Origin of the sequence: Halobacillus sp. HZG1, assembly GCF_035818575.1 — a bacterium.
GTDB lineage: Bacteria > Bacillota > Bacilli > Bacillales > Halobacillaceae > Halobacillus > Halobacillus litoralis.
In genome coordinates, this window is record NZ_JAYLVQ010000086.1 from 173946 (window position 1) to 198397 (window position 24452).

At 43.1% G+C, this 24452-nt stretch carries 23 protein-coding genes; all 23 read right to left on the bottom strand.

Going from position 1 to position 24452, the window contains the following annotated elements; translation table 11 throughout:
* Nucleotides 1-94: 94 nt before the first annotated feature.
* Nucleotides 95-1015: a helix-turn-helix domain-containing protein gene (locus VKA52_RS19980; protein WP_326316958.1), complete on the bottom strand. Its 921-nt coding sequence runs from the start codon at nt 1013-1015 to the stop codon at nt 95-97.
* An 18-nt stretch (nt 1016-1033) separates the two neighbouring features.
* A complete protein-coding gene (locus VKA52_RS19985) occupies nt 1034-1825 on the bottom strand; it encodes a DUF3388 domain-containing protein (RefSeq protein ID WP_146816339.1) in 792 nt (263 codons plus the stop codon).
* A gap of 192 nt (nt 1826-2017) precedes the next feature.
* A complete protein-coding gene (locus tag VKA52_RS19990) occupies nt 2018-2278 on the bottom strand; it encodes a DUF3243 domain-containing protein (protein WP_160913302.1) in 261 nt (86 codons plus the stop codon).
* A 67-nt stretch (nt 2279-2345) separates the two neighbouring features.
* Entirely contained in the window at nt 2346-3065 is a 720-nt protein-coding gene (gene ymfI, locus VKA52_RS19995) for an elongation factor P 5-aminopentanone reductase (protein WP_326316960.1), read from the bottom strand.
* Nucleotides 3058-4350 carry an EF-P 5-aminopentanol modification-associated protein YfmH gene (yfmH, locus tag VKA52_RS20000; protein ID WP_326316961.1) on the bottom strand — a complete coding sequence of 431 codons (1293 nt, stop codon included), beginning with the start codon at nt 4348-4350 and terminating at the stop codon, nt 3058-3060. The genes ymfI and yfmH overlap by 8 nt, the downstream gene beginning before the upstream one ends.
* Complete coding sequence (gene yfmF / locus VKA52_RS20005) at nt 4350-5636, bottom strand: EF-P 5-aminopentanol modification-associated protein YfmF (protein ID WP_326316962.1); 1287 nt, start codon at nt 5634-5636, stop codon at nt 4350-4352. Before yfmF ends, yfmH begins: the two co-directional genes overlap by 1 nt.
* A gap of 140 nt (nt 5637-5776) precedes the next feature.
* Complete coding sequence (locus tag VKA52_RS20010; protein ID WP_202412419.1) at nt 5777-6736, bottom strand: ABC transporter permease; 960 nt, start codon at nt 6734-6736, stop codon at nt 5777-5779.
* Nucleotides 6737-7783 carry an ABC transporter permease gene (locus VKA52_RS20015; protein ID WP_202412418.1) on the bottom strand — a complete coding sequence of 349 codons (1047 nt, stop codon included), beginning with the start codon at nt 7781-7783 and terminating at the stop codon, nt 6737-6739.
* Nucleotides 7783-9309 carry an ABC transporter ATP-binding protein gene (locus VKA52_RS20020; RefSeq protein ID WP_160913293.1) on the bottom strand — a complete coding sequence of 509 codons (1527 nt, stop codon included), beginning with the start codon at nt 9307-9309 and terminating at the stop codon, nt 7783-7785. The genes VKA52_RS20015 and VKA52_RS20020 overlap by 1 nt, the downstream gene beginning before the upstream one ends.
* Before the next feature lie 128 nt (nt 9310-9437).
* Entirely contained in the window at nt 9438-10553 is a 1116-nt protein-coding gene (locus tag VKA52_RS20025; RefSeq protein WP_326317098.1) for a BMP family lipoprotein, read from the bottom strand.
* A 115-nt stretch (nt 10554-10668) separates the two neighbouring features.
* The gene (locus VKA52_RS20030) at nt 10669-11394 is read right to left on the bottom strand and encodes a GntR family transcriptional regulator (protein ID WP_160913291.1); all 726 of its coding nucleotides are present in this window, start codon (nt 11392-11394) and stop codon (nt 10669-10671) included.
* A gap of 672 nt (nt 11395-12066) precedes the next feature.
* Nucleotides 12067-14364: a DNA translocase FtsK gene (locus VKA52_RS20035; RefSeq protein ID WP_326316964.1), complete on the bottom strand. Its 2298-nt coding sequence runs from the start codon at nt 14362-14364 to the stop codon at nt 12067-12069.
* A 128-nt stretch (nt 14365-14492) separates the two neighbouring features.
* Nucleotides 14493-14699: a YlzJ-like family protein gene (locus tag VKA52_RS20040; RefSeq protein WP_160913287.1), complete on the bottom strand. Its 207-nt coding sequence runs from the start codon at nt 14697-14699 to the stop codon at nt 14493-14495.
* Nucleotides 14696-15415 (bottom strand): ClpP family protease, encoded by a 720-nt coding sequence (locus VKA52_RS20045; protein WP_206945078.1) that lies wholly within the window; start codon nt 15413-15415, stop codon nt 14696-14698. The genes VKA52_RS20040 and VKA52_RS20045 overlap by 4 nt, the downstream gene beginning before the upstream one ends.
* Nucleotides 15416-15641: 226 nt before the next feature.
* A complete protein-coding gene (dapA, locus tag VKA52_RS20050; protein WP_326316965.1) occupies nt 15642-16514 on the bottom strand; it encodes a 4-hydroxy-tetrahydrodipicolinate synthase in 873 nt (290 codons plus the stop codon).
* Complete coding sequence (gene dapG, locus VKA52_RS20055; RefSeq protein WP_326316966.1) at nt 16511-17752, bottom strand: aspartate kinase; 1242 nt, start codon at nt 17750-17752, stop codon at nt 16511-16513. The genes dapA and dapG overlap by 4 nt, the downstream gene beginning before the upstream one ends.
* Before the next feature lie 25 nt (nt 17753-17777).
* Nucleotides 17778-18824: an aspartate-semialdehyde dehydrogenase gene (gene asd, locus VKA52_RS20060; RefSeq protein ID WP_160913280.1), complete on the bottom strand. Its 1047-nt coding sequence runs from the start codon at nt 18822-18824 to the stop codon at nt 17778-17780.
* Nucleotides 18825-18928: 104 nt separating this feature from the next.
* Nucleotides 18929-19528, bottom strand: a complete 600-nt coding sequence (locus VKA52_RS20065) for a dipicolinate synthase subunit B (RefSeq protein WP_370550837.1) — start codon at nt 19526-19528, stop codon at nt 18929-18931.
* A complete protein-coding gene (gene dpaA, locus VKA52_RS20070; RefSeq protein WP_326316968.1) occupies nt 19525-20418 on the bottom strand; it encodes a dipicolinic acid synthetase subunit A in 894 nt (297 codons plus the stop codon). The genes VKA52_RS20065 and dpaA overlap by 4 nt, the downstream gene beginning before the upstream one ends.
* Before the next feature lie 111 nt (nt 20419-20529).
* The gene (locus tag VKA52_RS20075) at nt 20530-20757 is read right to left on the bottom strand and encodes a YlmC/YmxH family sporulation protein (RefSeq protein ID WP_202412449.1); all 228 of its coding nucleotides are present in this window, start codon (nt 20755-20757) and stop codon (nt 20530-20532) included.
* Between the two features lie 27 nt (nt 20758-20784).
* Nucleotides 20785-21705: a polysaccharide deacetylase family protein gene (locus tag VKA52_RS20080; protein ID WP_160913272.1), complete on the bottom strand. Its 921-nt coding sequence runs from the start codon at nt 21703-21705 to the stop codon at nt 20785-20787.
* A gap of 149 nt (nt 21706-21854) precedes the next feature.
* Nucleotides 21855-23978: a polyribonucleotide nucleotidyltransferase gene (gene pnp, locus VKA52_RS20085; RefSeq protein WP_326316970.1), complete on the bottom strand. Its 2124-nt coding sequence runs from the start codon at nt 23976-23978 to the stop codon at nt 21855-21857.
* Nucleotides 23979-24100: 122 nt separating this feature from the next.
* Nucleotides 24101-24370, bottom strand: a complete 270-nt coding sequence (gene rpsO / locus VKA52_RS20090) for a 30S ribosomal protein S15 (RefSeq protein WP_128522718.1) — start codon at nt 24368-24370, stop codon at nt 24101-24103.
* Between the last annotated feature and the right edge of the window lie 82 nt (nt 24371-24452).

The following is a 24452-nucleotide window of genomic DNA, read 5'->3' on the forward strand; positions in this document are numbered from 1 at the left end:
TTTCAATACATCAAAGGCTGCCCGTCCACGAAGAATGGTTTTCATTCTTCAAATGAAACGCAGGGGCAGCCTAGTCATGATTATATTCAGTTTCTTAGTTGAATTGCAACAATAGTTTCTGCGTGGATACTTCCGGGTTAGGATAAGGGACTTTCTTACCGCCGATCGTAACGATAGTTCCCGGTGCATTTCCAGTCTTAATGTACAATTCAGCTTTGTCTCCTAAATCAAGGGTGATAGGCGAATCCTCGGCGGTGTATTCCTTTGCTGTCACAAGGTCTTCACCACTCTTAGGAGCTTGTACTTCCATGTAGGCTCTCCCTGTCAACTCGATGTTAACGGTACGTTCAGTCATGCCGCTGACATCGTAGGTATGCTCCGGAAAAGAACCTGTCCCTTCCTGAACCAATTGAATATCTACCTCTTCTTCTTCTTCTTCTACAGGAGTTTCCTCATCTTCTTCAGCTGATGTTTCTTCTTCAGCTGAATCTGTAGATTCACTTCCATCCTCAGTGTCTTTCGCTTCTTCCTGATCGTCGGAAGTCTCGCTCTCAGAATTCTCAGGCACACTGATTTCATTGTTGGAACCATTTTCTGTTGCTGGATTTTCACCTTCAGCCCCGCTCATATTCTGCCATACGAGCCACACGACAAAGATTAAACCAATGATTAAGCCAACGGTTAAAATCGTAGGCAGAACACGGGAGGATGGCCCGCTTTTCTGTGTCGCTTCCTTTTTAGTCCTCTGGACACGGCTGTATTGTACCGAACTCTCCTCATCGAAGGTCGGAAGCTCCCCTTTGTGTTCTTCCATGACCACTTCTGGATCTAATCCGACCGCAGAGGCATACTCCCTGATAAACGCCCGAGTATAGAATTTTCCAGGCAGCACTTGAAACTCATTCTTTTCAATTGCCTGTAGGTAGCGTTTTTGTATTTTTGTCGTCTCTTGCAGCGATTCTAAAGAAAGGCCCTTCGATTCACGGGCTTCCCTTAGTCTTTCTCCAATCTCCATGTTAACACCATCCAATTTCTAAAAATCGAACATGGAAAAACCTTCATTCATAGACATCTCTTGTTTTTCCACAGGTTCATAAGTAATTTCTTCATCTTCGTTATTCCGAAGTTCGATAATATAATCAAAGTCATCCATCGTATATTCTGTTTCCTGAACAAAAATGTCCGGATGTTCAATGACTTTCGTTGCGGGAAGTCTCATGATCTCGCGCACAAGCTGCCAGTGTTTTTCATTCGCTCTTTTAGCAGATACAATCCCATCGATGATGTATAGGTTGTCTTCACTGTACTCTTCGTCAATCAATTGGTTACGTACGGTCTGCTTTAAAAGCGTACTGGAAACGAATAACCATCGTTTGTTTGCACATACACTCGCTGCCACGACAGACTCCGTTTTTCCTACTCGGGGCATCCCACGGATCCCAATCAGTTTATGCCCATCTTTCATAAAGAGCTCTGCCATGAAATCAACCAGTAACCCCAGGTCCTCCCGGTTGAAACGGAATGTTTTACGATCATCCACATCGCTATGTATATAACGTCCATGCCTCACTGCCAAACGATCTCTCAATTTCGGCCGGCGTAACTTTGTCACCTTAATTGTATCCATTGTATTTAAAATCGATCTCAACCGTGTAATTTGTTCTTCATCTTTACATAAGAGCAGCATGCCCCGGTGTGAATTTTCTACACCATTGATGGTAACGATGTTAATCGCCATCATCCCAAGCAATGAGGAGATGTCCCCAAGCAATCCTGGGCGGTTATATTGGATTTCATATTCTAAGTACCATTCTTTTTTTTCCATAATACAACTCCTCTGAGAAATTGTCGTTATTTGTCAAAGTCGAGTGATTTATGGAATTTTTCACTCTCTATCTATCATAAAGGATTTTTTCTAAATAGGAAAGGACGATCCCCCATAAACATACAAAAATTGAAAAAGCTTGGGTTCACCAAAAAAAATCCGCACAGACATCTGTGCGGATTGATGACGAGGTTAAGCTTGGTTTCCTTCGTTTTGGACCATCTTCACCATCATATTAGCGATGGCGTGTTGCTCTTTTTCATCTGCTACGTTCCAAAGATCACGCAAGACAGCTTCCTGCTCATTCTTCGCATCAACGGAGTTAGCTAAATAACCACCAATTTCATAAGCAAGTTCAGAAACCGCTTGTTCTTGCATCCCTTGACCTTTCGCCTGATGTAAGCGATCCCCCAAGAAATCCTTCCAAGAATCGAAATTATCGAGAACAGACATGATGTAACCTCCTCTGAATTTTTTCATGCTTAGTATGAGAAGGAAACAGGGATCTTATGCAACAGAATTAAGTCCAACCACCATCGACTTGGATCACTTGCCCCGTTATATAACTGGATTTGTCACTCAACAAAAAGCCAGCCAGGTCTGCGACTTCCTCAGGTGTTCCGGATCGTCCAAGAGGAATGTCGTCCTCAAGGAAGTCCAATTCTTCCTGATTAAGATGTGCGTTCATCTTTGTCGCAATTAAGCCTGGGGCAATACTGTTGACCCGAATTCCACTTGGTGCCACTTCCTTTGCAAGACCTTTCACAAAGCTGTTCTGTGCACCTTTTACAGAGCTGTAAATAACCTCCATACTGGCACCTTCAAGACCGAAAATCGAACTGATGACAAGAATATTGCCCTTCTTCTTTCGAATCATATATGGAATTACTTTGTGAGCAATCATCCACAAAGATTTAACGTGAACCAAATAAAGTTCGTCCATCTCACTGGATTTCATATCCTGGAACAGACCACTGTACATTTGACCACCAGCAAAGATCATAGCGTCCCAACCTTCATCAATTTGATCTAAAAGTACATGAATACCTTCTAAGGTAGAGAGGTCTGCTCCATATGCCCCGGCCCACTGAGCATCAGGGATCTGCTTTTTGCTTTCTTTAATGGTTTTTTCACTATGATTGTAGTGCAGACCAACGGAATAGCCCTGCTCAACCACACGTTGCACGATCGCCTGACCAATCCCCCCGCTGGCCCCAATGATCAAGCACCTCTTAAGCATCAGCTTGAGGTTTGATTTGGAAGACAGTGATGGCGTCTTCTTTCAGCCAGTGTTGCAGATATTCTTCCGCATCATCAGCGGTCAAGGATTCAATGATCGGCAGTACTTCGAATAAGTCTGTACCAAGTGTATGGTAGTGAGTAAACTGATTAGCAATAAACTCCAAGGAGTTCATAGCTCTCATAAACTGACCGATTTTTTTCCTTTTCATCCTTGTGAAATCTTCATCAGAAATCCTTTGTTCCTTTAATTCATGCAACATTTCCTTAATTCGAGAAGCCATTTCGTCAGGCTTTCTGGAGTCCCCTCCTAGAATAGTGAAGCCAAATTGGCGATCAAGCTCCGTTTCAAACTGGAAACTGTCATCAATGAGGTCGTTTTTGTACAGTTCTTCGTAGAAAACGCCGCTTCTTGAAAAGTAATAATCAAGAATCATCCCAGAGAGAAGTTCTACACGTACCAATTCTTCACCTGTTAACCCATCCACATTTTCCTTGACCCCGACCATCGCCTTTGCTGTGGTCACAGGCATCGTAATGGAGTGTTCTTTTTTAGAAGCAGAAGGCGGTTCTTCAGGATAAGAACGATTGATTTCAGGCGCCTCAGGGAATTCTTTATTCGCTTGATTGTCCCTGATCATTGTCATCATTGATTCAGGTTCAATATTTCCAGCTACGAACAAGACCATGTTTGATGGATGATAAAACGTCTCATAACAGGTATATAGATCGTCTTTGGTTATTTTCTGTATGCTCTCAACTGTCCCTGCGATGTCTACCTTCACTGGATGGTCGTGGTACAAACTTTGGATGGTTCCGAAAAAGGATCGCCAATCAGGCTGATCATCGTACATGCGGATTTCCTGAGCGATGATTCCTTTTTCTTTCTCCACAGACTCTTCTGAGAAATAAGGGTCCTGAACAAAATCAAGAAGTGTCTTTACGTTCTTATCTATTTGACTGGTTGCAGAAAACAAATAAGCCGTTTTGGTAAAGGATGTAAAGGCATTTGCCGATGCGCCGAGTTTAGTGAAATCCTGAAACACATCACGATCTTCTTTCTCAAACAATTTATGTTCCAGAAAGTGTGCAATCCCTTCTGGTACCGTCACTTTCTCATTTTTCCCGATCGGTGTGAACGTTTGGTCGATCGATCCATAATTTGTCGTAAAGATCCCAAATGTTTTAGCCATTTCAGGCTTAGAAAGTAAAAACACTTTCAATCCGTTATCCAATGTTTCCTGATATACTGTTTCATTCAGTTGAGTATAGACCAGTTCCTCCATTAAGATTCCCCTCCTTCTTTGCTCGTCAAAAAGTAAATCGTGTCCAATTCAATCTTTTTAGCCATCTGGACAACTTGTTCTTTCGTAACTTTTCGGATATTATCAATCAACTCATTCGCAGGCATTTCTGCACCTGATAACATTTGATGATAAAGGACTTCAATCATCCCATTCGCATTATCCATCGTTTCTTGAAGTTGATGAATAACCTGTTCTTTCGTTTCTTCGACTTGCTCCTCTGTAAAATCCCCGTTTTTCATAGCATCCATCTGCTCCAGGATGATTGATTTCGCCTGATCAAAATCTTTAGGATCAACGCCACTGAAGACAAGCAGAAGCCCTTTATGACTCTCGAACCTTGAAGCGGCATAATAGGCTAAACTGTGTTTTTCACGAACGTTCATAAACAATTTGGAACTAGGAAATCCTCCAAAAATGCCATTAAAGATTTGGAGTGCATAATAATCATCATCACCGAATTTCGTGTATGTCCGATAGCCAAGATGAAGTTTACCCTGGTTCACTTCTTCCCTTTCGACAACTTCTTTTGCTTCCTTGACTTCTTTCGTCACAGCTACCTGATCGTCATCCGCATTTGTGCTTCCTTTCCTAGCGAAATACTGATCTGTAAGCTTTTCAATTGCTTTTTGATCCATGTCACCAATCACATATACGTCAAGCATATCCTTGGAAATCATTTCCTTATAATAAGCGTACAGCTTTTCAGATGTAATGGTTTTAAGATCCTCCAGGTATCCATGGACATGCAGAGCATAAGGTTCGTCTTTACACATGTGATCCATGAGCCTCATATTGGCATAACTCATTTTGTCATCTTTGATGCTGGTGATTTTTTGCTCAAGTGTCTGCTTTTCACGCTCGACGATGGAGGAATCAAAACCTTCTCCTTCTGTCTTCGGATCAAACAAGACTTCGTTAAACAATTGGACGGCTTCCTCAAGAATCGGTTCCTGGTCATTTAAGTACGCCTCGTTGACAACTTCCATGCGGAAGCTGATCACATGGTTCTCACCTTTCTTTGAGCCATCGCTAGAAAGAGCGGTTCCATAAAGGTTTTCAAAAGCAGACTGCAGCGAGCGCACATTAGGATGGTTATTCGTGGCTTTTTGCAGGACATGAGGCAATAGCGCCCGTTCTGTAATCCCTTCTCTCTTTAAAGGGGCTTTGAATTTTGCAACAATCGTAATGGTTTTGTATTTTTTACTTGGTAAAATATGTAGACGATACCCTTCTTTTTCGAGTAACGTTTCTTCAGTTATTTTCATATTCATCCTCCTTATCATTCTCTTCTATTATAGACCTACATGTCCATATTCATCCATTCGAACTAAGTCTTATGCTAAGGTATATGTGTGAAAAAGTAAAAAAATTAAGCCCGGCACGTTTGTGCCGGACTTTAAAACCCTTAACGATTCCCTTTTACATAAGCTTCTCCTAAAGACTTTGGTGCTTCTGCTCTTCCGATAAAGCCTGCCAAAGCAAGGATTGTCAGGACATATGGAGCGATAAGCATAAAGACAGAAGGAACATTTTCCAAAAAGGTGATATCTGATGAAACAATACTTAAACTTTGAGCGAATCCGAAGAAAATAGCTGCGCCGAGTGCTCCCAGCGGGTGCCATTTCCCGAAGATGACTGCTGCCAATGCAATAAACCCCTGACCTACGATCGTACCATGAGAGAAATTATGTGTGACTGTTAAAGCATAGACAGCACCACCAAGGCCACCGAAGGCTCCAGAGAGCATCACTCCGATGTATCTCATCTTGTATACATTAATTCCGTTGGTATCTGCAGCCATTGGATGCTCACCTACCGAACGTAAACGAAGTCCAAATGGTGTTTTGAAAATAATGAACCATACAAGAAAAGCCATAGCAATCGCTAAGTAAGAAGTCCAGTACCACCCGGTGAAAAACATGTCCCCAATAATAGGGATCTTATTAAGTAATGGGACATTTGAAGAATAGATCGGACTTTCGATGAAATCTGTCTGCCCCTTGTCGTACCATTGCTTAGTAAGAAATAGACCGATTCCTAAAGCTAGAAAGTTTATAGCTACTCCACTCACCACTTGATCTGCCCGGAATGTAATGGAAGCGACCGCATGCACGAGTGCAAAGATAGCGGATACGACCATAGCGATAATCAGCGATACAACCGGAGTCGCGGCACCGAAAACACTATAAAAAGTCAAATTAGAAACAATCGCAACGAAAGCTCCCATAATCATTAAGCCCTCAAGACCAATGTTGATGACTCCAGACCGTTCACTGAACACTCCCCCTAAAGCGGTAAAAATAAGAGGGGTTGCGAATACAACAGATGCGCCGAGAATACGGCTGATCAGTTCAATAATCTCCATTTACTTCCCCTCCTTTTTAAACCGAAGAATGACCCAGCGGATCATATAACTGGAAGCTACGAAAAATATAATCAAAGCAATAATGATTTCTACTAGTTCAGTCGGAACACCCGCAGCTGTGGGCATATTTAACGCCCCTATTTTCAGGATACCGAAAAGGAAAGCTGCAAGAATTACCCCAAAAGCTGTATTCGCACCGAGTAAAGCAACGGCGATCCCGTCAAACCCGATATTGGTAAAGCCAGACTTGATCGACATAAAACCAAATGTTCCGAGACCTTCCATCGCACCTGCAAGACCTGCAAAAGCACCGGAAATGACCATTGCTAGGATGATGTTTTTACTAACATTCATGCCGGCATACTTGGATGCATGCTGGTTAAACCCTACAGATCTCAATTCAAATCCAGTTGTCGTCCGGTTAATGATGAACCACATAATGAGTGCCATAAGTAACGCGACAATAAAACCGTAGTGGATCCTTGAATAAAAGGTCATTTCTGCAAGCCAGGTAGATTGTAAAGATGCCGTTTCAGCAACGTTTTCTGTTCGATCCGCACCGTCGCTTAGTAAATTACGGACGATAGAATTACTTAAATACAAGGCAATGTAGTTCATCATGATGGTGACGATAACTTCATGGACCCCTAATTTCGCTTTCAAAAGGCCCGGAATAAAGCCCCAGAAGGCACCCGCAACAGCCGCAGCTAATATAGCTAAAGGCAAATGAAGGATCATCGGCAGTTCAAAAGAAATACCGATCCAGACCGAAGCCAGCCACCCCATAAATACCTGGCCTTCCACTCCAATGTTCAACAGCCCAGACCGAAGAGCAAATGCAACTGCAAGACCTGAAAGAATATAGGGAGTCACCTGCCTGATCGTCTCTCCAAAGAAGTAAGCATCACCAAACGCCCCATTCCAAAGGGCAGCAAAGCCTGCAATCGGATTATAGCCGAAGATCAGCATAATGATGGCACCGGAAATCAGACCGAGCAAAACAGAAATGATCGGTACTAATATATTAAAAAGTCGATTGGAAAACATCATTGCTCACCTGCTTTCTCTGTGGAATTACCAGCCATCAGCAGCCCTAGCTTCTGCTCATTCGTTTCTTCCGGTTGGACATCAGCAATGATCCGTCCGTCGAACATGACGGCAATCCGGTCACTTAAGTTCATGATTTCATCAAGTTCAAATGACAGAAGAAGAACGGCGCGCCCTTTGTCTCTCTCTTCAATCAATTTTTTATGGATAAATTCAATGGCACCTACATCCAAGCCACGTGTGGGTTGAGCAGCAATAATCAAATCCGGGGATCTGTCCACTTCGCGGCCAATGATGGCTTTTTGCTGGTTTCCACCTGATAAGGCTCTGGCTGGAGTATAAGCATCTGGAGTACGGACATCATACTCCGCAATTAAATCTTTGGCCTTTTGATAAATATTCTTAAAGTTCATGACACCTTTTTTTGAATATGGTTTTTGATGGTAACTTTGCAGCACCATATTTTCACCAATAGGAAAATCAAGGACAAGACCGAATTTATGACGATCCTGAGGGATATGTGAAACACCGGATTGAGTGACTTTACGAGGCGTCAAATTAGTGATTTCCTTATCATGAAGACGGATGGTTCCCGACTCACTTCTCCTTAGGCCTGTAATAGCTTCGATTAACTCGGACTGGCCATTTCCATCAACACCCGCAATTCCAACAATTTCGCCAGCACGAACTTGCAAGTTCAACCCTTTGACCATTTCGACACCGCGGACATCCTTCACCCGTAAGTCCTTTATAGAAAGATAGGATTCTTTCGGTTCAGCTTTTGTTTTTTCTGTTGAAAAATTGACATCACGACCCACCATTAAAGAAGCAAGCTCTGTAGGGTTGGTTTCAGACACATCTACAGTTCCGATCCCCTGCCCTTTCCTTATGACGGTACAGCGGTCACAGACTTCCATAATCTCCTTCAACTTGTGAGTAATCAGGATGATTGATTTCCCTTCTTTTACAAGGCTTTGCATAATATCAATCAGTTCTTTAATTTCCTGAGGAGTAAGAACCGCTGTAGGCTCATCAAAAATCAAGATTTCCGCACCACGATAAAGCGTTTTCAGGATCTCGACACGCTGCTGCATACCTACAGATATATCTCGGATTTTCGCTTTTGGATCGACATTTAGACCGTATCTTTCCGAAAGCTCTCTCACCTGCTCTTCTGCATGTTTTAAGTTCACGGTTCCCGCCTTCTTCGGTTCGCTTCCTAAAACAATATTTTCAGTAACTGTAAACGTGTCCACGAGCATAAAGTGCTGGTGGACCATCCCGATCCCCTGTGCGTTCGCCACGTTGGGATCTGTGATGTTGACTTTCTCTCCACGCACCCTGATTTCTCCTCTTTCCGGCTGATAGAGGCCAAACAGGACGTTCATCAGTGTAGATTTACCCGCTCCATTTTCCCCAAGAAGAGCGTGGATTTCTCCTTTTTTCACCTGCAAATTAATATTGTCATTCGCTACAATACCCGGGAATTCTTTTCTAATGTTCAACATTTCAATAACATAGTCCATTCGTCTCTCTCCCTCCCCCGTTCACCTTAAAAAATCACCAAAGGAAAAGGGCCGGAACAATCTTTTCATTTGATGACTTTCCTTGACAGAAGAAAAGGCCGGCTCTCACCAGCCCTTTCTGACAATTGTTACATTGAATCTAAGAATGTTTGAAGATCTTCACGTGTGCTTGGCACTTCAACGTCACCGTTGACGATTTTCTCTTTCCACTCTTCAACAGCAGAAACGATTTCTTCTGTCATCGCTTCTTCGTTTGTGCGGGCAATGCTGATGGCATCATCAGCAAGACCAAACTCAAGAACTTCCCCTCCAGGGAACTCTCCGTTCATCGCTTGGTTTGCTACTTCTTGAACAGCAATATCTACACGTTTAACCATGGATGTCAATGTGACGTTGGAGTCACCGATCTGACCTTCTTCATGTTGGTCACGGTCTACACCAATGACCCATACCTCTTCATCAGGGTTACTGTTCTTGATGTCTTTTGCCTGAGCGAATACACCGTTACCTGTACCACCAGAAGCATGGTAAATGACATCGATATCTTTGGAGTACATGTTGGACGCGATCGCTTGTCCCTTTTGGGAATCATTGAAACTCTCTGCATACTCTACTTCTACTTCAATTTCAGGGTTCACAGATTTAACACCTGCAACGAATCCTGCTTCGAACTTGTTGATCAAGCTTCCATCAACGCCACCAATAAAGCCGACTTTATCCGTGTTTGTCTTGTTGGCTGCAGCTACACCTGCAAGGAAAGAACCCTGGTGCTCTTTAAACACGATACTCGCGACGTTATCGCCTTCTTGGACGGAGTCTACAAGCGCGAAGTTTGTGTCTGGATATTGTTCAGAAACTTCAGCGATTGCCGGTTGAAGAAGGTATCCGATTCCATAAATCAAATCATAATCCTGACGAACAAGACGGTTCAGGTTTGTCGCGTAATCGGCATCACTCTCAGATTGAGCGTAATCAATCCCTTCCCCTTTGCTCATGTCATATTCTTCACCGAAAGCCTGTAAGCCTTCCCACGCGGATTGGTTGAATGACTTATCATCAACCCCACCCACATCTGTAACCATAGCTACAGAGAAATCGCTGTTTTCTTCTCCAGAAGATTCCTCACTGCCAGAATCATCACCGCTGCCACTGGACTCACCCTCTTCTTCTGAAGAACCACAAGCGGCTAAAAATACACCAAAAGTTAAAAGAAATACTAGAACCATAAGAAAACGACTTTTCAACAAAACGATTACCCCCTAATTGTTTAGTATGACGTTAATCAAAATCCAGCAGATTTCTAGAATCTATGACCAGCCTCACCTCCCTAAAATGAATCTGTCACACTTTTGTAAGCCCTTACACTCTTTTTCTTAGTACGTGAAAGCTGAACTTGTCAGCTCGGAAGTAATTGGAGGAAAGTAACATTGGAACATCGTCCTGAGAGTAATGCATTTGTCTTAAAAGTAAGAGCGCTTGGTCGGGTTCACAATTCAAAATCGGAGAAATCCTTTCATGAAAGCCAATCGGTTCAATATGTGTCACCGCATAGCCAATCGTTTTCCCTGTATAGCGCTCTAAAACGTTAAATAAGGAATCAGATTCCCTGATTTGATCGATGGGGAGTAAACCTTCAGGAATTTTATCTGTACAATAAACCACTGGCTGGTCGTCAGCCGTCCGAACACGTTCGACCTTCGCAATACTATGTACTTCCAGTGGAGAGAATCGTTTCCGATCTTCTTCTGTCGGTTCGATGAGCTCTGCAGACAAATACTGAGATCCCGGGGTCATTCCTGACTTTGCAATCATGCCTGTCACACTATCTAATTCCTCAATTCCGGACGTGAACAGGGGTTTCGGATTAACAAAAGTACCCACCCCATGCCTTCGAGTAACCACACCTTCTTCTTCTAAAATTCTTAGTGCTTCCCTCAACGTCGCCCTTGAAACCCCGAGCGATTTGGAAAGTTGGAATTCGGAAGGCAATTTTTGCTTTTCTAAAAAGATACCGTTTTCAATATCGCGTTTAATCTGCTCGATCACCTGTAAATAAAGATGTCGAGTATCTTGTCTGATGGACATCACTTTCACCCCAAGTCTATTGAACTATACGTCTAGAGATCTGACCTCTGACGTTCGACACATCACATTTTGACAATAATATAACACTATTCGATAAATAAATAAATAGAATTAGGACATTTTTATGAATTTTGACTCATTTCCGTGTAAGCGTTTGATAGATTTAGATCAGCATTCCATTATTGTGAAATATATACATTTATAATAGAAACGCTCCCTTTTCTTGAATCCTCTGTTTCGAGACTTTTGTTGGGTAGATAGGGCTGCGGGGAAGAAATTCTCGAAACTACCTTCCAGCAATAGGAGCTTTTATGGTTGAGAATCCTATATCAATGCGGTTTAAGGAGGATTTATAACAGTTTTAGGCAAGGTAATATAAGAGGGGTTTCGAGAACCTCATATGGCAAAGGGGCGGAGGGAAACGGTGAGACTCCTGTGGAAAGTGCGTGGTAGATGAGACCCCGCAGAGCGTTAGCTCGAGGAGGCTCATCACTCGCCCACGGAAAGCGAACCTTTTCCCGGAGCCCCTAAACTCCAACGAAAGTCTCGAAATCAAGTCTCCCACAATCCTGCCAGTTAGTTTAATAAGTAAATAGGAAAGCTTTGGTCATGTCATTAATGAAGCACACGAAAAAAAAGATCCAACCTAATTAGGTTGGATCCTTTTAAGATTTATGAAGTATGTTGTTCTTCTGCTTGCTGTGAAACAAGGACAGCACGTGGTTTACTGCCTTCATAAGGTCCTACGATGCCGTTGTCTTCCATGGCATCGATCAAGCGGGCTGCTCTTGTATATCCGACACGAAAACGTCTTTGAATCATAGAGACACTAGCGCTCTGCATTTCGATGACCATCTGAACAGCTTCCGGATAAAGATCATCATCTACTTCCTGTTTAACTTCACTTTCTTCTTCCGGAATCATCTCTTCCTGATACTGCGCTTTTTGCTGCTCTACACAGAAGTTAACGATCCTCTCCACTTCTTCATCAGATAAAAAGGCACCTTGCACCCGTGTCGGCTTGTTGGATCCGACAGGCGTAAACAGCATGTCCCCTCTTCCCAATAGCTTTTCTGCTCCCCCGGAATCCAAAATCGTTCTCGAATCCGTTTGTGAAGATACACTGAAAGCAATTCTGGAAGGAATATTAGCCTTGATGACACCAGTGATGACGTCTACCGAAGGACGCTGAGTGGCGATAATTAAATGAATACCTGCTGCACGGGCCATTTGGGCAAGACGGGTGATGGCGTCTTCCACTTCATTTGAGGCAACCATCATTAAGTCTGCAAGCTCATCTACAAGGACAACGATGTATGGAAGTTGAGGCTGTTCGTCTTCATTTTCCTTGTTATGCTTTTTAATATATTCATTGTAGCTTTCAATATTTCTTGTGCCTGTATCTGAAAAAAGATCATACCTTCGTTCCATTTCAGACACTACTTTCTTCAAGGCGCGTGAAGCTTTCTTAGGGTCTGTGACAACCGGAGCTAGAAGGTGTGGAATCCCATTATAGACATTCAATTCCACCTTCTTCGGATCGATCATCATCATTTTCACTTCATGGGGCTTTGCTCTCATCAAGATACTTGTGATGATTCCATTAATACAAACACTCTTACCACTACCAGTAGCACCTGCGACAAGCAAGTGTGGCATTTTATTCAATTCTGACATGACTGCTTCACCCGAGATGTCTCTTCCAAGGGCAAAGCTTAACTTCGCATCTGGTTTTGATTTACCCGTTTCTAATACTTCACGTAAGGAAACCATGGAAACTTCCTGGTTCGGCACTTCAATTCCAACCGCTGATTTTCCTGGAATCGGGGCTTCAATCCGAATATCTTTCGCCGCTAAGGCAAGGGCAAGATCATCGTTCAGGTTTACGATTTTGCTTACTTTTACTCCAACATCCGGATACACTTCATACTTCGTTACAGATGGCCCCACATGAACTTTGGTTACTTTCGCTTTCACACCAAAGCTTTGAAATGTCTTTTCAAGCTTCCTTACGGTTGCCTGGATGTGCGAACGCCCCTGACTTTGTGGGGTTGAGGTAGGCTCATCCAACAATTCCAGGCTTGGTAACTGGTAATCCATGTTTTCAAGTTCAGCGGTCGGCATCGATTTTTCGATGTTTACCTCGTCGACATCCTGTTGGTCATCCGTAACATTTTCAACAGGCTTGTTCGTTTTCTCAGAAGCATAAGCAGTATCTGTGAAGTCCTGGATAATCGGCTCTTGGTCTTCTTCTTCCTGATCATTCGCCGTATCATTCAATTCATAAACCACTGTATCTTCGTCCTGTTCTTCTAATGCCTGTTTTTTCTTTTCTGCTTTCTGCTCTTTTTGTTCTTTCATCTTCTGTACTTGTTCTGTGCTCATCTCTTTCACTTTTCGACCAAGCTTAGCAAAAAGCTCACCTATGGATTTTTCACTGACAAAAATCACACCAATGATAAATAGGAAAAACGACAAAATGGCTGCTCCAGCTTTAGCAAAGAGGTAATAGCTGATCGAAAGCAGGATGGCACCTGTCAATCCTCCGCCAATACTGTAAAACGGGAGTTCTCCCCTCATCATTCCGGTGATTCTGTCCCAAGTCATGGCAAAAATGGAACCTTCGCCAGAGCCAAGCTCAGCTGAAAGAGTTTCAAGGTGTGTGAATAAGAGTAAAGCCGTGACTATGGTGTACACACCCAACAGACGTTTATGTAAAAATGCAGGCCATTTTCTTTTTACCATTAAATACACACCAACAATTAAAAAGAACAGGGAGGCAATAAAGTACCATACCCCAAACAAGAACTGCCAGAACCTCTCCAATCCTCCTGGAACCGCTCCATCACTAATAGCAGAAGCACCGCTTCCGATGACTGCAATGAAGAGGAAGAACAGCCCTAAAAGTTCAAACTTTAAATGGCTTTTCATATTCGATTGCTTTTTTTTCTTTTTTCTTTTTCCAGCCATGGTCTTTCCTCCCCATATGTATAACTAAAACGAGAAAAATGCCGATGGTTCCTTCAATATTCATGAAGAAATACAGCACCGGCATCCAGTCACTCATTTATTCTATTATACCATAGCCATCTACAATGTTACGAGTCCAACCATTGTCCTGGTTGAAGATCCGGATCCATATAATGAGAGGGATCTGTCGAAAGGACTTGCATAATCTGTTTTCTACCATCTTCCGATTTGCGACACATTAATGGGCAATTGTTATGCTCATGATACACCACAGACATTTCTTCTTCCATTGGAAAAATGTCATGTTCACTTAAGGGAGTGTATAGAATGGTCATTGAACCACCTGCTGGTCAGGACCTTTTCTTTGCTCAATAAGCTCATTCAGTTTGGACATGGCTTCTTTCACACCACCGACAGCATCAATAAGACCGTGATCCACTGCTTGCTGACCCACAACGTTCGTTCCGATATCCCGAGTTAAATTTCCCTTATCGAACATAAGCTCCTTGAACTTATCTTCTACTACATTGGAATGCCTTGTCACAAAACTGATGACACGATCCTGCATTTTATCCATGTACTCAAATGTTTGTGGAACACCAATGACAAGCCCTGTCATACGTATCGGGTGAATCGTCATCGTCGCCGTTTCAACGATAAACGAGTAATCAGCAGAGACAGCAATTGGCACACCAATGGAGTGCCCCCCTCCTAACACAATGGATACTGTTGGTTTGGATAGGGACGAAATCATTTCAGAGATGGCAAGACCAGCCTCAACGTCTCCTCCAACTGTATTTAACAGGACGACCAAACCTTCAATTTTAGGGTTTTGTTCAATCGCAATCAATTGAGGAATCAAATGCTCATACTTCGTTGTTTTATTTTGTGATGGCAACTGAACATGTCCTTCAACCTGCCCGATAATCGGCAGCACATGAATATTGGAATCAGCAGGCTGAGGGACATTGCTTTGTCCAAGCTGCTGAATCTTGTCAACGAGAGAGGATTGCGATTTGGATTGATCTTTTTCTTTAGAGTCGTCTTTCATGGATCGATCTCCTTTCGCTCTTTTCCCGTAGTATGACTCAAACGATGTGAAACATACTTTCAACATGAAGCTGTTGTTCACATTCTTCATAAGTCCTTCATTGAATTTTTTAAAGGATGTGGCAGGATAGGGTAAGACTCCGTGTCACACCCCTAGAATCAAAATAGTCCTGAACCGGCGCTTGTCTATAAGAGATCAATTAAAAAACCAGGGGGATGGCCCTGGTTTAGGTAATATGCTGTAAGCAGTATGCAACGGCTGCTTCTTCATCTTTAGTTAAAGGAACCAGCGGCAGCCTTACTCCACCGGTTTCAAGACCCCGAATTTTCAAAGCTGCTTTCACAGGGGCGGGAGAAGGAGCGTTGAACATCCCATTAAACACTGGCAAAAGCATTCGATGGAGTTCTCCCGCTTCTTTCCACTTTCCTTCTTCAAAAAGGGAGAGCATCGTTTGCATCTGATTTCCAATGACATGAGAGGAAACCGATATGATGCCGTTTGCACCGACAGCAAAGGCAGGAAGGGTAAGGTGATCATCTCCGCTGTAAATGGAAAAGTGCTCATCCGTGCATGCACGAATGTTGGCCATCCCTTCCAGGTCTCCAGTAGCTTCTTTTAAAGAGACAATGTTTTCAATCTTAGAAAGTTCAATAATGGTCTCTGGTTGAATTCGTACGACTGACCTGCCCGGAACATTATAAATCATCACAGGAAGCTTCACCGATCCTGCAATGGTTTTGAAATGTTGATAGAGACCTTCCTGATTCGGTTTATTGTAGTAAGGGGCAACAAGCATAATGGCATCCACGCCAGTGGCTTCCGCTCTTTTGGATAATTTTATGGATGATTCTGTACTGTTGCTTCCTGTACCGGCGATGACTGGCGCTCGACCGTCAACGGTTTTGACGACATGCCGCCATAAGCTTACTTTTTCATCAGCTGTCAGCGTCGGAGATTCACCCGTGGTTCCGGCAATAACAAGGCCGTCGGATCCATTCTTTAATAAATATTCCACCAGGTCGGTCGTTTTATTAAAATCAATCTCACCATGTCGATCAAACGGAGTCACCATGGCAGTTAGGACCTTTCCGAAGTTCATGTCAATTGTTCCCCTTTCTTAGGTGCTTTGCTCAATCGGAAAGTTTTATGGAGAGCGTTGACGGCTTCTATTAGGTCATCTTCCTTGACTAGGACCCAGATCGTCGTGTGGGAATCGGCGGATTGTAGAATTTGAATCCCCCGGTCAGTCAACGTCTGAACAATCTCTGCCGTTACCCCGGGAATCCCTGTTATGCCGGCTCCGACTGTGGAAACTTTGGCACAGCCTTCTCTCACTTCTGGTTCGTAGCCTAGTTCTTCAAGTATTTGGATGGCTTTGTCTGTAAAGATGTGGTTGATGGTGTAAAGGACACCGCTCGGAGATATATTGATGAAGTCTACAGAAATGTTGGCGGAAGCCATGGATTTGAATACATCCGATTGTAGTTTGGAAGGATCTTCTTTCGATTGAACTTTTATTTGTGTGAGGCCATCCATATGAGCAATTCCAGTTACGGTGCGTTCGGATATGTCTCTTCCAGTTCGATCTTCTTTCGTCCCTGTGACAAGTGTTCCAGGAAGATCAGAGTATGTGGAGCGTACACGGATGGGGACTTTTGCATACATAGCAATTTCCACAGCCCGTGGGTGGATCACTTTAGCTCCTTGATATGCCAAGTTGCATATCTCATTGTACGTGATGGTGTTTAGGGGTCTCGCTTCTTGAACCAGTCTTGGATCTGCCGTCATGATCCCTTCTACATCAGTGAAGATATCGATAAAATCAGAATGCAAAGCCGCTCCCAAGGCAGCAGCCGTTGTATCACTGCCTCCACGGCCAATCGTTGTGACTTCTCCGTGAATCGTTTGCCCCTGAAATCCTGCCACGACTACGACTTCATATGTCTTCAGTTCTTCTAATATCCTGCCAGGGTTTAATTGAGTAATTTTAGCTTTCGTAAAATCCCCATTAGTCATTATCCCTGCCTGAGCTCCTGTTAACGAAACAGCGTTTACTCCCGCCTGATTCAACTCATGTGCAAAAACGATAGAAGAAATCGTCTCCCCGCATGACATCATCAGATCCTGCTCTCTTGGCGAAACGCTTGTTTTCGGGAAGTCAATTAACCCAAGCAGTGTATCCGTGGCATATGGACTTCCTTTTCTCCCCATAGCTGAAACAGTAACGACGATTTTATATCCTTCTTTCAAGCCGTTTTTCACATGGTGGATGGCCCGGGACCGACTCTTCTGATCCCGGACGGACGTTCCACCGAACTTTTGTACAAGTAGCTTCATTTGGCCACCTCAACTCAATAAAAGTTTACAGCCACTCATTCGCAATCAAACGTTCTGCAATCTGCACGGAATTCCATGCTGCACCTTTTAACAAGTTATCTGATACAACCCATAAATGGAATCCTTTTTCATCATCGAGATCTTTTCTGATTCTGCCGACAAAAACATCTCGCTTTTCTGCCGCACTCAATGGTGTCGGGTACGTTTGTGTAGCAGGATCATCCTCGAGAACGATTCCAGGCGCTTCATTCATCAACTGTTTCACTTCTTCTACCGTAACCCCTTCTTTTTCTACTTCAATATATACACTCTCCGCGTGAGATGTGAAGAAAGGAAGGCGTACACAAGTAGCAGCCACAGAAAGATCAGGAGCATGCATGATCTTTTTCGTTTCGTTGATCATTTTCATTTCCTCGAATGTGTACCCATTCTCCTGAAAAACGTCAATCTGGGGTAATGCGTTGAATGCAATGGGATAGTGCTTTTTATCCCCTTTGACAGGAAGAAGATTCGCTTCAAGCTCTTCCCCATTCAAAAAGGATTGAGATTGTTCACGCAATTCTTCAGCTGCTTCATTTCCAGCTCCGGAAACCGCCTGGTAAGTGGAAACAATGACACGATTCATGCCAAAGGCTTTACGAACCGGCTCAAGGGCAGCCACCATTTGAATAGTCGAACAGTTTGGATTGGCAATAATTCCTTTGTGTTCCTTGATATCTGCTTCGTTCACTTCAGGTACGACGAGAGGTACATCTTCCGTCATACGGAAAGCACTCGTATTATCGATGACAACCGCTCCATGTTTCACAGCTTCAGGAGCCAGTTTCTTAGATATAGATCCTCCCGCAGAAAACAAAGCAATGTCTACTCCTTGGAAGCTCTCAGGCTTCGCTTCTTCGAGTGTATATTCCTGGCCATTAAATACCATTTTCGTTCCTGCTGATCGACTTGATGAGAGAAGCTTTAAGTTTTCAATAGGGAACTTTCGATCTTCTAACGTCTCCAGCATCTTTTGACCGACAGCACCAGTTGCTCCGACGACAGCTACATTATATTTTTTCGTTTCACTCATATTCGGCATCCTCTCTTGTATATCATTTGTAAGAATAGTAAGACATGTCACTATTTTTGTTATTTTATCATATTTACAAGAACACCTGGTATGAAAAAAAGATATTAATTCGGATACCTTTCAATTAAGACGGGCTGAAGCTGCTTTCCTTCAAGCGCTGTTTCAATCGTTTTAGGAATTAATGTCATATCTGCTACCAACGAATTCGGCTTTTTGAAAGGATGATCCTGACCTAAAGGTACAAAGTAGATGTTCTTCGTAGCCATGAGTCGCATAATGTTCACACCATTCAATCCGAGAGCATCATTGGTTGAAACGGCTACAACAACAGGGCTTTCATTTCTCAAAGTCGCTTTAGCAGCCATCAATACAGGGGAATCTGTTAACGCATTGGCAAATTTACTCGTCGAATTCCCCGTAAGAGGCGCAATAAGCATGCAGTCCAAAGGTCTTTTAGGTCCGAGAGGTTCCGCATCAGGAATCGTCAAAATTGGTTCTTCCCCAGTAATCTCTTTTATTTTTTCTAAATGATCGGAAGCATCACCAAAGCGGGTATCGGTTTTTTGTACCGTGTAAGATAGAACAGGTACCACAGTTGCTCCAAGATCAACGAGCTCCTGCATAACAGGAAATACCTCATGGTACGTACAATGGGATCCGGTCAACCCGAACCCAATCACTTTTCCTTTTAATATAGACATCATTCATTCTCCTTTCGTGAACCTTTCTGAACGATTCGTGATACCACATCTGCTATGATTCTACCTGCCGTTTTTGGAGCTACAATCCCAGGGAGACCTGGTGCGAGTAATGCTTTGATCCCGCGTTTATCTGCATAACGGAAATCGGTCCCTCCTGGTTTTGATGCAAGATCCAAAATCATCGCATGAGAAGGCAGCTGCTTAATAACCGAAGCATCTACGACCAGATGTGGAACGGTATTCAGTAAGATATCACAGGACATATCTGCCTTCGCCATGTCCTTCATATCAATCGGTTCCAGACCCATTTCATAAACTCTTGCTGCTGCCTTTGATGAACGTACTCCAACAGATACTTTGGCACCAAGGTGGTCAAACGTGCGCGCAAGACTCATCCCTACCCTACCAAGCCCAAGCACGATAATTTTAGAGCCGTGTATCGTAAAATCGGTATGTTGAATAATCAACATGAGCGTTCCTTCTACAGTAGGAATAGAATTATAAATGGCAACATCATCCCGATCCATCAAGGGGATGAGTGTACGATTGGTTTTAGCAGCTAAATCTTTTAAATGATCATTAGCGATTCCAGAAAATACTTGGCAATGGGCAGGCGTTCTTTTCAGCCATTCTTCTGATAAGTGAATCAACTGGTTGGAAAATATCCCTTCAATCTTGCCTTCCGAGTCCGTACCCGGTACAGGAAGGATGATGGCATCTAATTTTTCCACCTGATCGCTGTCAAAATCAAGATCGATGGCTTCTCTAAAGCTTTCATTCAATTGGTCGAACCCAGCCAAATAGACGGTGGCATCCCACTCATTCAACCTTCGAATAAGTTCGATCTGCCGGGCATCGCCCCCTATGACTGCTACATGATATCCTGTTAGCATCCCGGATGTCTCCTTTATCTAGTATCTTATCTCCTTGTATCCTATGCCGGAATGCGGAGTTAGTGATTTCGATTAGTAAACAAAAAAACACTGCAGCACAGGCTGCAGTGTTCACCTTTTTTTTAAGAGGATCGTCTCTTCACCAATGGTCTCAATTTGACTCCAATCGATTGTCATCGCCTTTTTGGAAGACCCAAATCCAATAAATCCGTGATTCATAATGACCAATGACTTGATTACTCCTGAATCTGGGTCAATGATCAAGTCTGCTTTTCCTAAAATGCCTAATTTTTCTCCATTCTCTACATCAATCACTTGTTTTTGGGCTAGAGATGTCATTCTCACAAGAGCTTCTCTCCTTCTTCTCTATCTCTCTTCACTCAATAATTTTTGCAGTGAAGTCAGTTTATACCCTTGATCTTTAATCTGCTCAATGAGTTTCGGCAGACTTTTTACTGTCACATCAGTCGGATGCATGAGAATGGTTGCCCCATTATGGACTTTGTCCATCACCCTTGTGATTAACACATCAGATGTTGGTTTTTTCCAATCGATTGTATCCACTGTCCATAAGATGGTTTCCATATCCATTTCATCTGCGGCTTCAACAGTAGCCGTATTATAACTTCCGGATGGAGGAGCGAAATATTTCACTTTTTCCTTTGTTAAAGCGAATAAGAGCTCATCCGCCTGCTCTAGATTCGCTTTCGCTTGCTCCTTTGTCATCCTCCCCATGTCCTTATGTCTGTACCCATGACTTCCGATTGTATGTCCTTCTTCTTCAATCATCTGCACGAGGTGTGTAAAATCATTCGCAAAAGCTCCATCAATGAAAAATGTTGCTTTCACTTGATATTCATTTAAAATCTCAACCATATCCGGAATGTATTCTTCACCCCAGGAGACATTGATTAGAAAAGAAACGGCTTCTTTATCTGGATGTCCTCTATAGATTGGAGAAGCTGGTAAATCCTCTAAAGAAACTTCTGGTTTGATCAATTTATAGACATACAATTCAGGATTGTACTTCCCGTATTTTTGCATTTTTTTATAGGAAGCGTCGACATCTACTTTGCGACCAACAATCCCAGGTGTCTTTTTCCAAACAGAATCAATTTTCGCATCCTGCGCTTCCCATTCGAACTCTTCTTTTTCATCCTGGATTTTTTGGTAGATGGTATCTTCTTTATTGACGGTTACGACATGGTCTGCAGTCAAAAAAGCCATGCCAAACCCTATAAAAAAACAGAGATTGACGCTGAATAATACGATTAATCTGAAGCTCATGGACCATCACCCCTATACCATCCTATGGGACAGGTCCTACTTCTAGACCAAAATCATACTAACGGAAACATCCTCATAACACTCAGATGCTGAAATTCAGGCAAAAAAAAGAGACTGGCAAGCCAGTATCTCTTCTTTACGTAACCCTATTAAGATTGTTCAACATTTTCCTGTTTTTTCTTCTCATCAAGAAGGATCGCTTTTCTGGAAAGGTTGATTCTTCCCTGGTTATCGATTTCTTTAACCTTAACTTTGATTGTATCGCCAAGGGAGACGATGTCTTCCACTTTACCAATGCGCTCTTCAGCCATTTCAGAAATGTGGACAAGTCCCTCTTTTCCTTTGAAAAGCTCTACAAAAGCACCGAACTTCTCGATACGTTTCACTTTACCATCGTAAACTTCGCCGACTTCTACTTCACGTACGATATCCTCAATGATTTTCTGAGCTGTTGTATTCATGCTGGCATCTGTAGAGGAAATGAACACTGTGCCATCCTGTTCGATGTCAATTTTCACACCAGTATCATCAATGATTTTATTGATTTGTTTGCCGCTTGGTCCAATGACATCACGGATTTTGTCTGGATTAATCTTCATCGTCATGATCTTCGGAGCATGGGCGGAAAGTTCTTTGCGAGTTTCAGGAATCGTTTCAAGCATGTGACCAAGGATTTCCATACGCCCTTTTTTCGCCTGAGCTAATGCTTCTTCAAGAATTTCTCTGGAAAGACCTTCAATCTTGATATCCATTTGAAGGGCTGTTACTCCCTTTTCAGTACCGGCAACTTTAAAGTCCATGTCTCCTAGAGCATCTTCCATGCCTTGGATATCTGTCAGGATTGTGTAATCATCACCTGATTTCACAAGTCCCATCGCAATTCCTGCAACTGGTGCTTTAATTGGAACACCCGCATCCATCATAGCAAGGGTACTTGCACAAATACTCGCTTGAGAAGTAGAACCATTTGATTCAAGGACCTCAGACACTAGTCGGATGGTGTAAGGGAATTCATTCTCAGAAGGAATAACCACTTCAAGCGCACGTTCACCTAAAGCACCATGACCGATTTCACGTCGACCAGGTCCACGGATCGGGCCAGTTTCTCCAACAGAGAATTTAGGGAAGTTGTAATGGTGCATAAAACGCTTGGACTCTTCAAGATCAAGACCGTCAAGGATCTGTACATCACCAAGAGCTCCAAGGGTACATACACTAAGGGCCTGGGTTTGACCACGTGTGAACAATCCGGAACCGTGTGTACGTGGAAGCAATCCTACACGGGAAGTCAGTGGTCGAATAACGTCAACACCACGGCCATCTGGACGAATCTTATCTTTCGTAATGAGACGGCGCACTTCTGTTTTTACCATATCTTCTAATATGGAGCCTACTTGTTTAATTGTTTCTTCGTCTGCTTCCTGCTCTTCGTAAGAAGCAACCACATCAGCTTTCACTTGGGCAATGGCATCTTCACGAGCTTTCTTTTCTTCCGTTTTGATCGCTTGAACAATGGCGTCTGTTGCTTCTCCTTTGACCTTCTCTTTCAGTTCAGCATCGAGGTCGAACAACTGCACTTCCATTTTCTCACGACCTACGGCTTCAACGATTTCTTCCTGGAAGGCAACCAAGCGCTTGATTTCTTCATGTCCGAACATGATCGCTTCAAGCATGTCTTCTTCAGAAACTTCATTGGCACCGGCTTCAACCATATTAATGGCATCTTTCGTACCCGCTACTGTAAGGTCGATATCACTTTTCTCCTGTTGTTCAACGGTAGGATTGATGACAAATTCACCATCTACTCGTCCAACGATGACACCTGCAATCGGTCCTTCAAAAGGAATGTCAGAAACACCTAAAGAAATGGAAGACCCTAGCATTGCAGCCATTTCTGAAGAACAATCCTGATCCACACTCATAACAGAGCTGATCACCTGTACATCATTTCGATATCCCTCAGGGAATAATGGACGGATCGGACGGTCAATAAGACGGGAAGCAAGGACCGCCTTGTCACTTGGACGACCTTCTCGTTTGATGAATCCACCTGGAATTTTACCTACAGCGTAAAGACGCTCTTCATAATTTACTGTCAAAGGGAAAAACGGCAGGTCCTTCGGCTCTTTACTTCCGGTAGCCGTGGAAAGGACAGTCGTATCTCCGTAATGAATGAGTGCTGCACCATTCGCTTGTTTCGCCAACTCGCCAATTTCCACGGAAAAAGTACGACCGGCTACGTCAATGGAAAACACTTGTTTTTCTTCTGCCATATAGAACTTAACTCCTCTCGATAACTCTTCTTATTTCATTATAAGGGTTTATTGTCAGTTTACACCCTTCTGTATGTAAACATACAGAAAAAGCGGGAATAACTCCCGCTTTTTCCCATACATTAGCGACGCAAGCCAAGGCTCTTGATTAGCTCACGGTAACGTGTAATGTCCTTATTACGAAGGTAGTTCAATAGGTTACGACGCTTACCTACCATTTTAAGCAATCCACGACGAGAGTGGTGGTCTTGCTTGTGAGCACGAAGGTGCTCGTTCAAAGTAGTGATCTGCTCTGTTAGTACAGCAATTTGTACTTCTGGAGATCCTGTGTCGTTGTCATGAGTTTTGTACTCATTGATTAGTTCTTGCTTACGTTCTTGTGTGATAGCCATTATAGCTACACCTCCTGATAAAATTTAGAATTCCCTTTCCCCGAGCGGCCGTCGGAGTTACGTTCCGCCAAGCGAAGGTTCC

Bases quoted from the DNA above. Each gene is read 5' to 3' on its own strand.
- asd (WP_160913280.1), bottom strand. From the start codon at position 18,824: ATGAGTGAAACGAAAAAATATAATGTAGCTGTCGTCGGAGCAACTGGT.
- VKA52_RS20035 (WP_326316964.1), bottom strand. From the start codon at position 14,364: ATGGCTGGAAAAAGAAAAAAGAAAAAAAAGCAATCGAATATGAAAAGC.
- yfmH (WP_326316961.1), bottom strand. From the start codon at position 4,350: ATGGAGGAACTGGTCTATACTCAACTGAATGAAACAGTATATCAGGAA.
- VKA52_RS20080 (WP_160913272.1), bottom strand. From the start codon at position 21,705: ATGAGCTTCAGATTAATCGTATTATTCAGCGTCAATCTCTGTTTTTTT.
- VKA52_RS19990 (WP_160913302.1), bottom strand. From the start codon at position 2,278: ATGTCTGTTCTCGATAATTTCGATTCTTGGAAGGATTTCTTGGGGGAT.
- ymfI (WP_326316960.1), bottom strand. From the start codon at position 3,065: ATGCTTAAGAGGTGCTTGATCATTGGGGCCAGCGGGGGGATTGGTCAG.
- VKA52_RS20015 (WP_202412418.1), bottom strand. From the start codon at position 7,783: ATGTTTTCCAATCGACTTTTTAATATATTAGTACCGATCATTTCTGTT.
- VKA52_RS19985 (WP_146816339.1), bottom strand. From the start codon at position 1,825: ATGGAAAAAAAAGAATGGTACTTAGAATATGAAATCCAATATAACCGC.
- yfmF (WP_326316962.1), bottom strand. From the start codon at position 5,636: ATGAAAATAACTGAAGAAACGTTACTCGAAAAAGAAGGGTATCGTCTA.
- dapA (WP_326316965.1), bottom strand. From the start codon at position 16,514: ATGAACTTCGGAAAGGTCCTAACTGCCATGGTGACTCCGTTTGATCGA.
- VKA52_RS19980 (WP_326316958.1), bottom strand. From the start codon at position 1,015: ATGGAGATTGGAGAAAGACTAAGGGAAGCCCGTGAATCGAAGGGCCTT.
- VKA52_RS20065 (WP_370550837.1), bottom strand. From the start codon at position 19,528: ATGATGTCTATATTAAAAGGAAAAGTGATTGGGTTCGGGTTGACCGGA.
- dapG (WP_326316966.1), bottom strand. From the start codon at position 17,752: ATGAAGCTACTTGTACAAAAGTTCGGTGGAACGTCCGTCCGGGATCAG.
- VKA52_RS20045 (WP_206945078.1), bottom strand. From the start codon at position 15,415: ATGAAAGACGACTCTAAAGAAAAAGATCAATCCAAATCGCAATCCTCT.
- VKA52_RS20020 (WP_160913293.1), bottom strand. From the start codon at position 9,309: ATGGACTATGTTATTGAAATGTTGAACATTAGAAAAGAATTCCCGGGT.
- VKA52_RS20030 (WP_160913291.1), bottom strand. From the start codon at position 11,394: ATGTCCATCAGACAAGATACTCGACATCTTTATTTACAGGTGATCGAG.
- pnp (WP_326316970.1), bottom strand. From the start codon at position 23,978: ATGGCAGAAGAAAAACAAGTGTTTTCCATTGACGTAGCCGGTCGTACT.
- rpsO (WP_128522718.1), bottom strand. From the start codon at position 24,370: ATGGCTATCACACAAGAACGTAAGCAAGAACTAATCAATGAGTACAAA.
- dpaA (WP_326316968.1), bottom strand. From the start codon at position 20,418: ATGCTAACAGGATATCATGTAGCAGTCATAGGGGGCGATGCCCGGCAG.
- VKA52_RS20040 (WP_160913287.1), bottom strand. From the start codon at position 14,699: ATGACCATTCTATACACTCCCTTAAGTGAACATGACATTTTTCCAATG.
- VKA52_RS20010 (WP_202412419.1), bottom strand. From the start codon at position 6,736: ATGGAGATTATTGAACTGATCAGCCGTATTCTCGGCGCATCTGTTGTA.
- VKA52_RS20075 (WP_202412449.1), bottom strand. From the start codon at position 20,757: ATGACATCTCTAGCCCAAAAACAAGTGATTGATGTAGAGAATGGAGAA.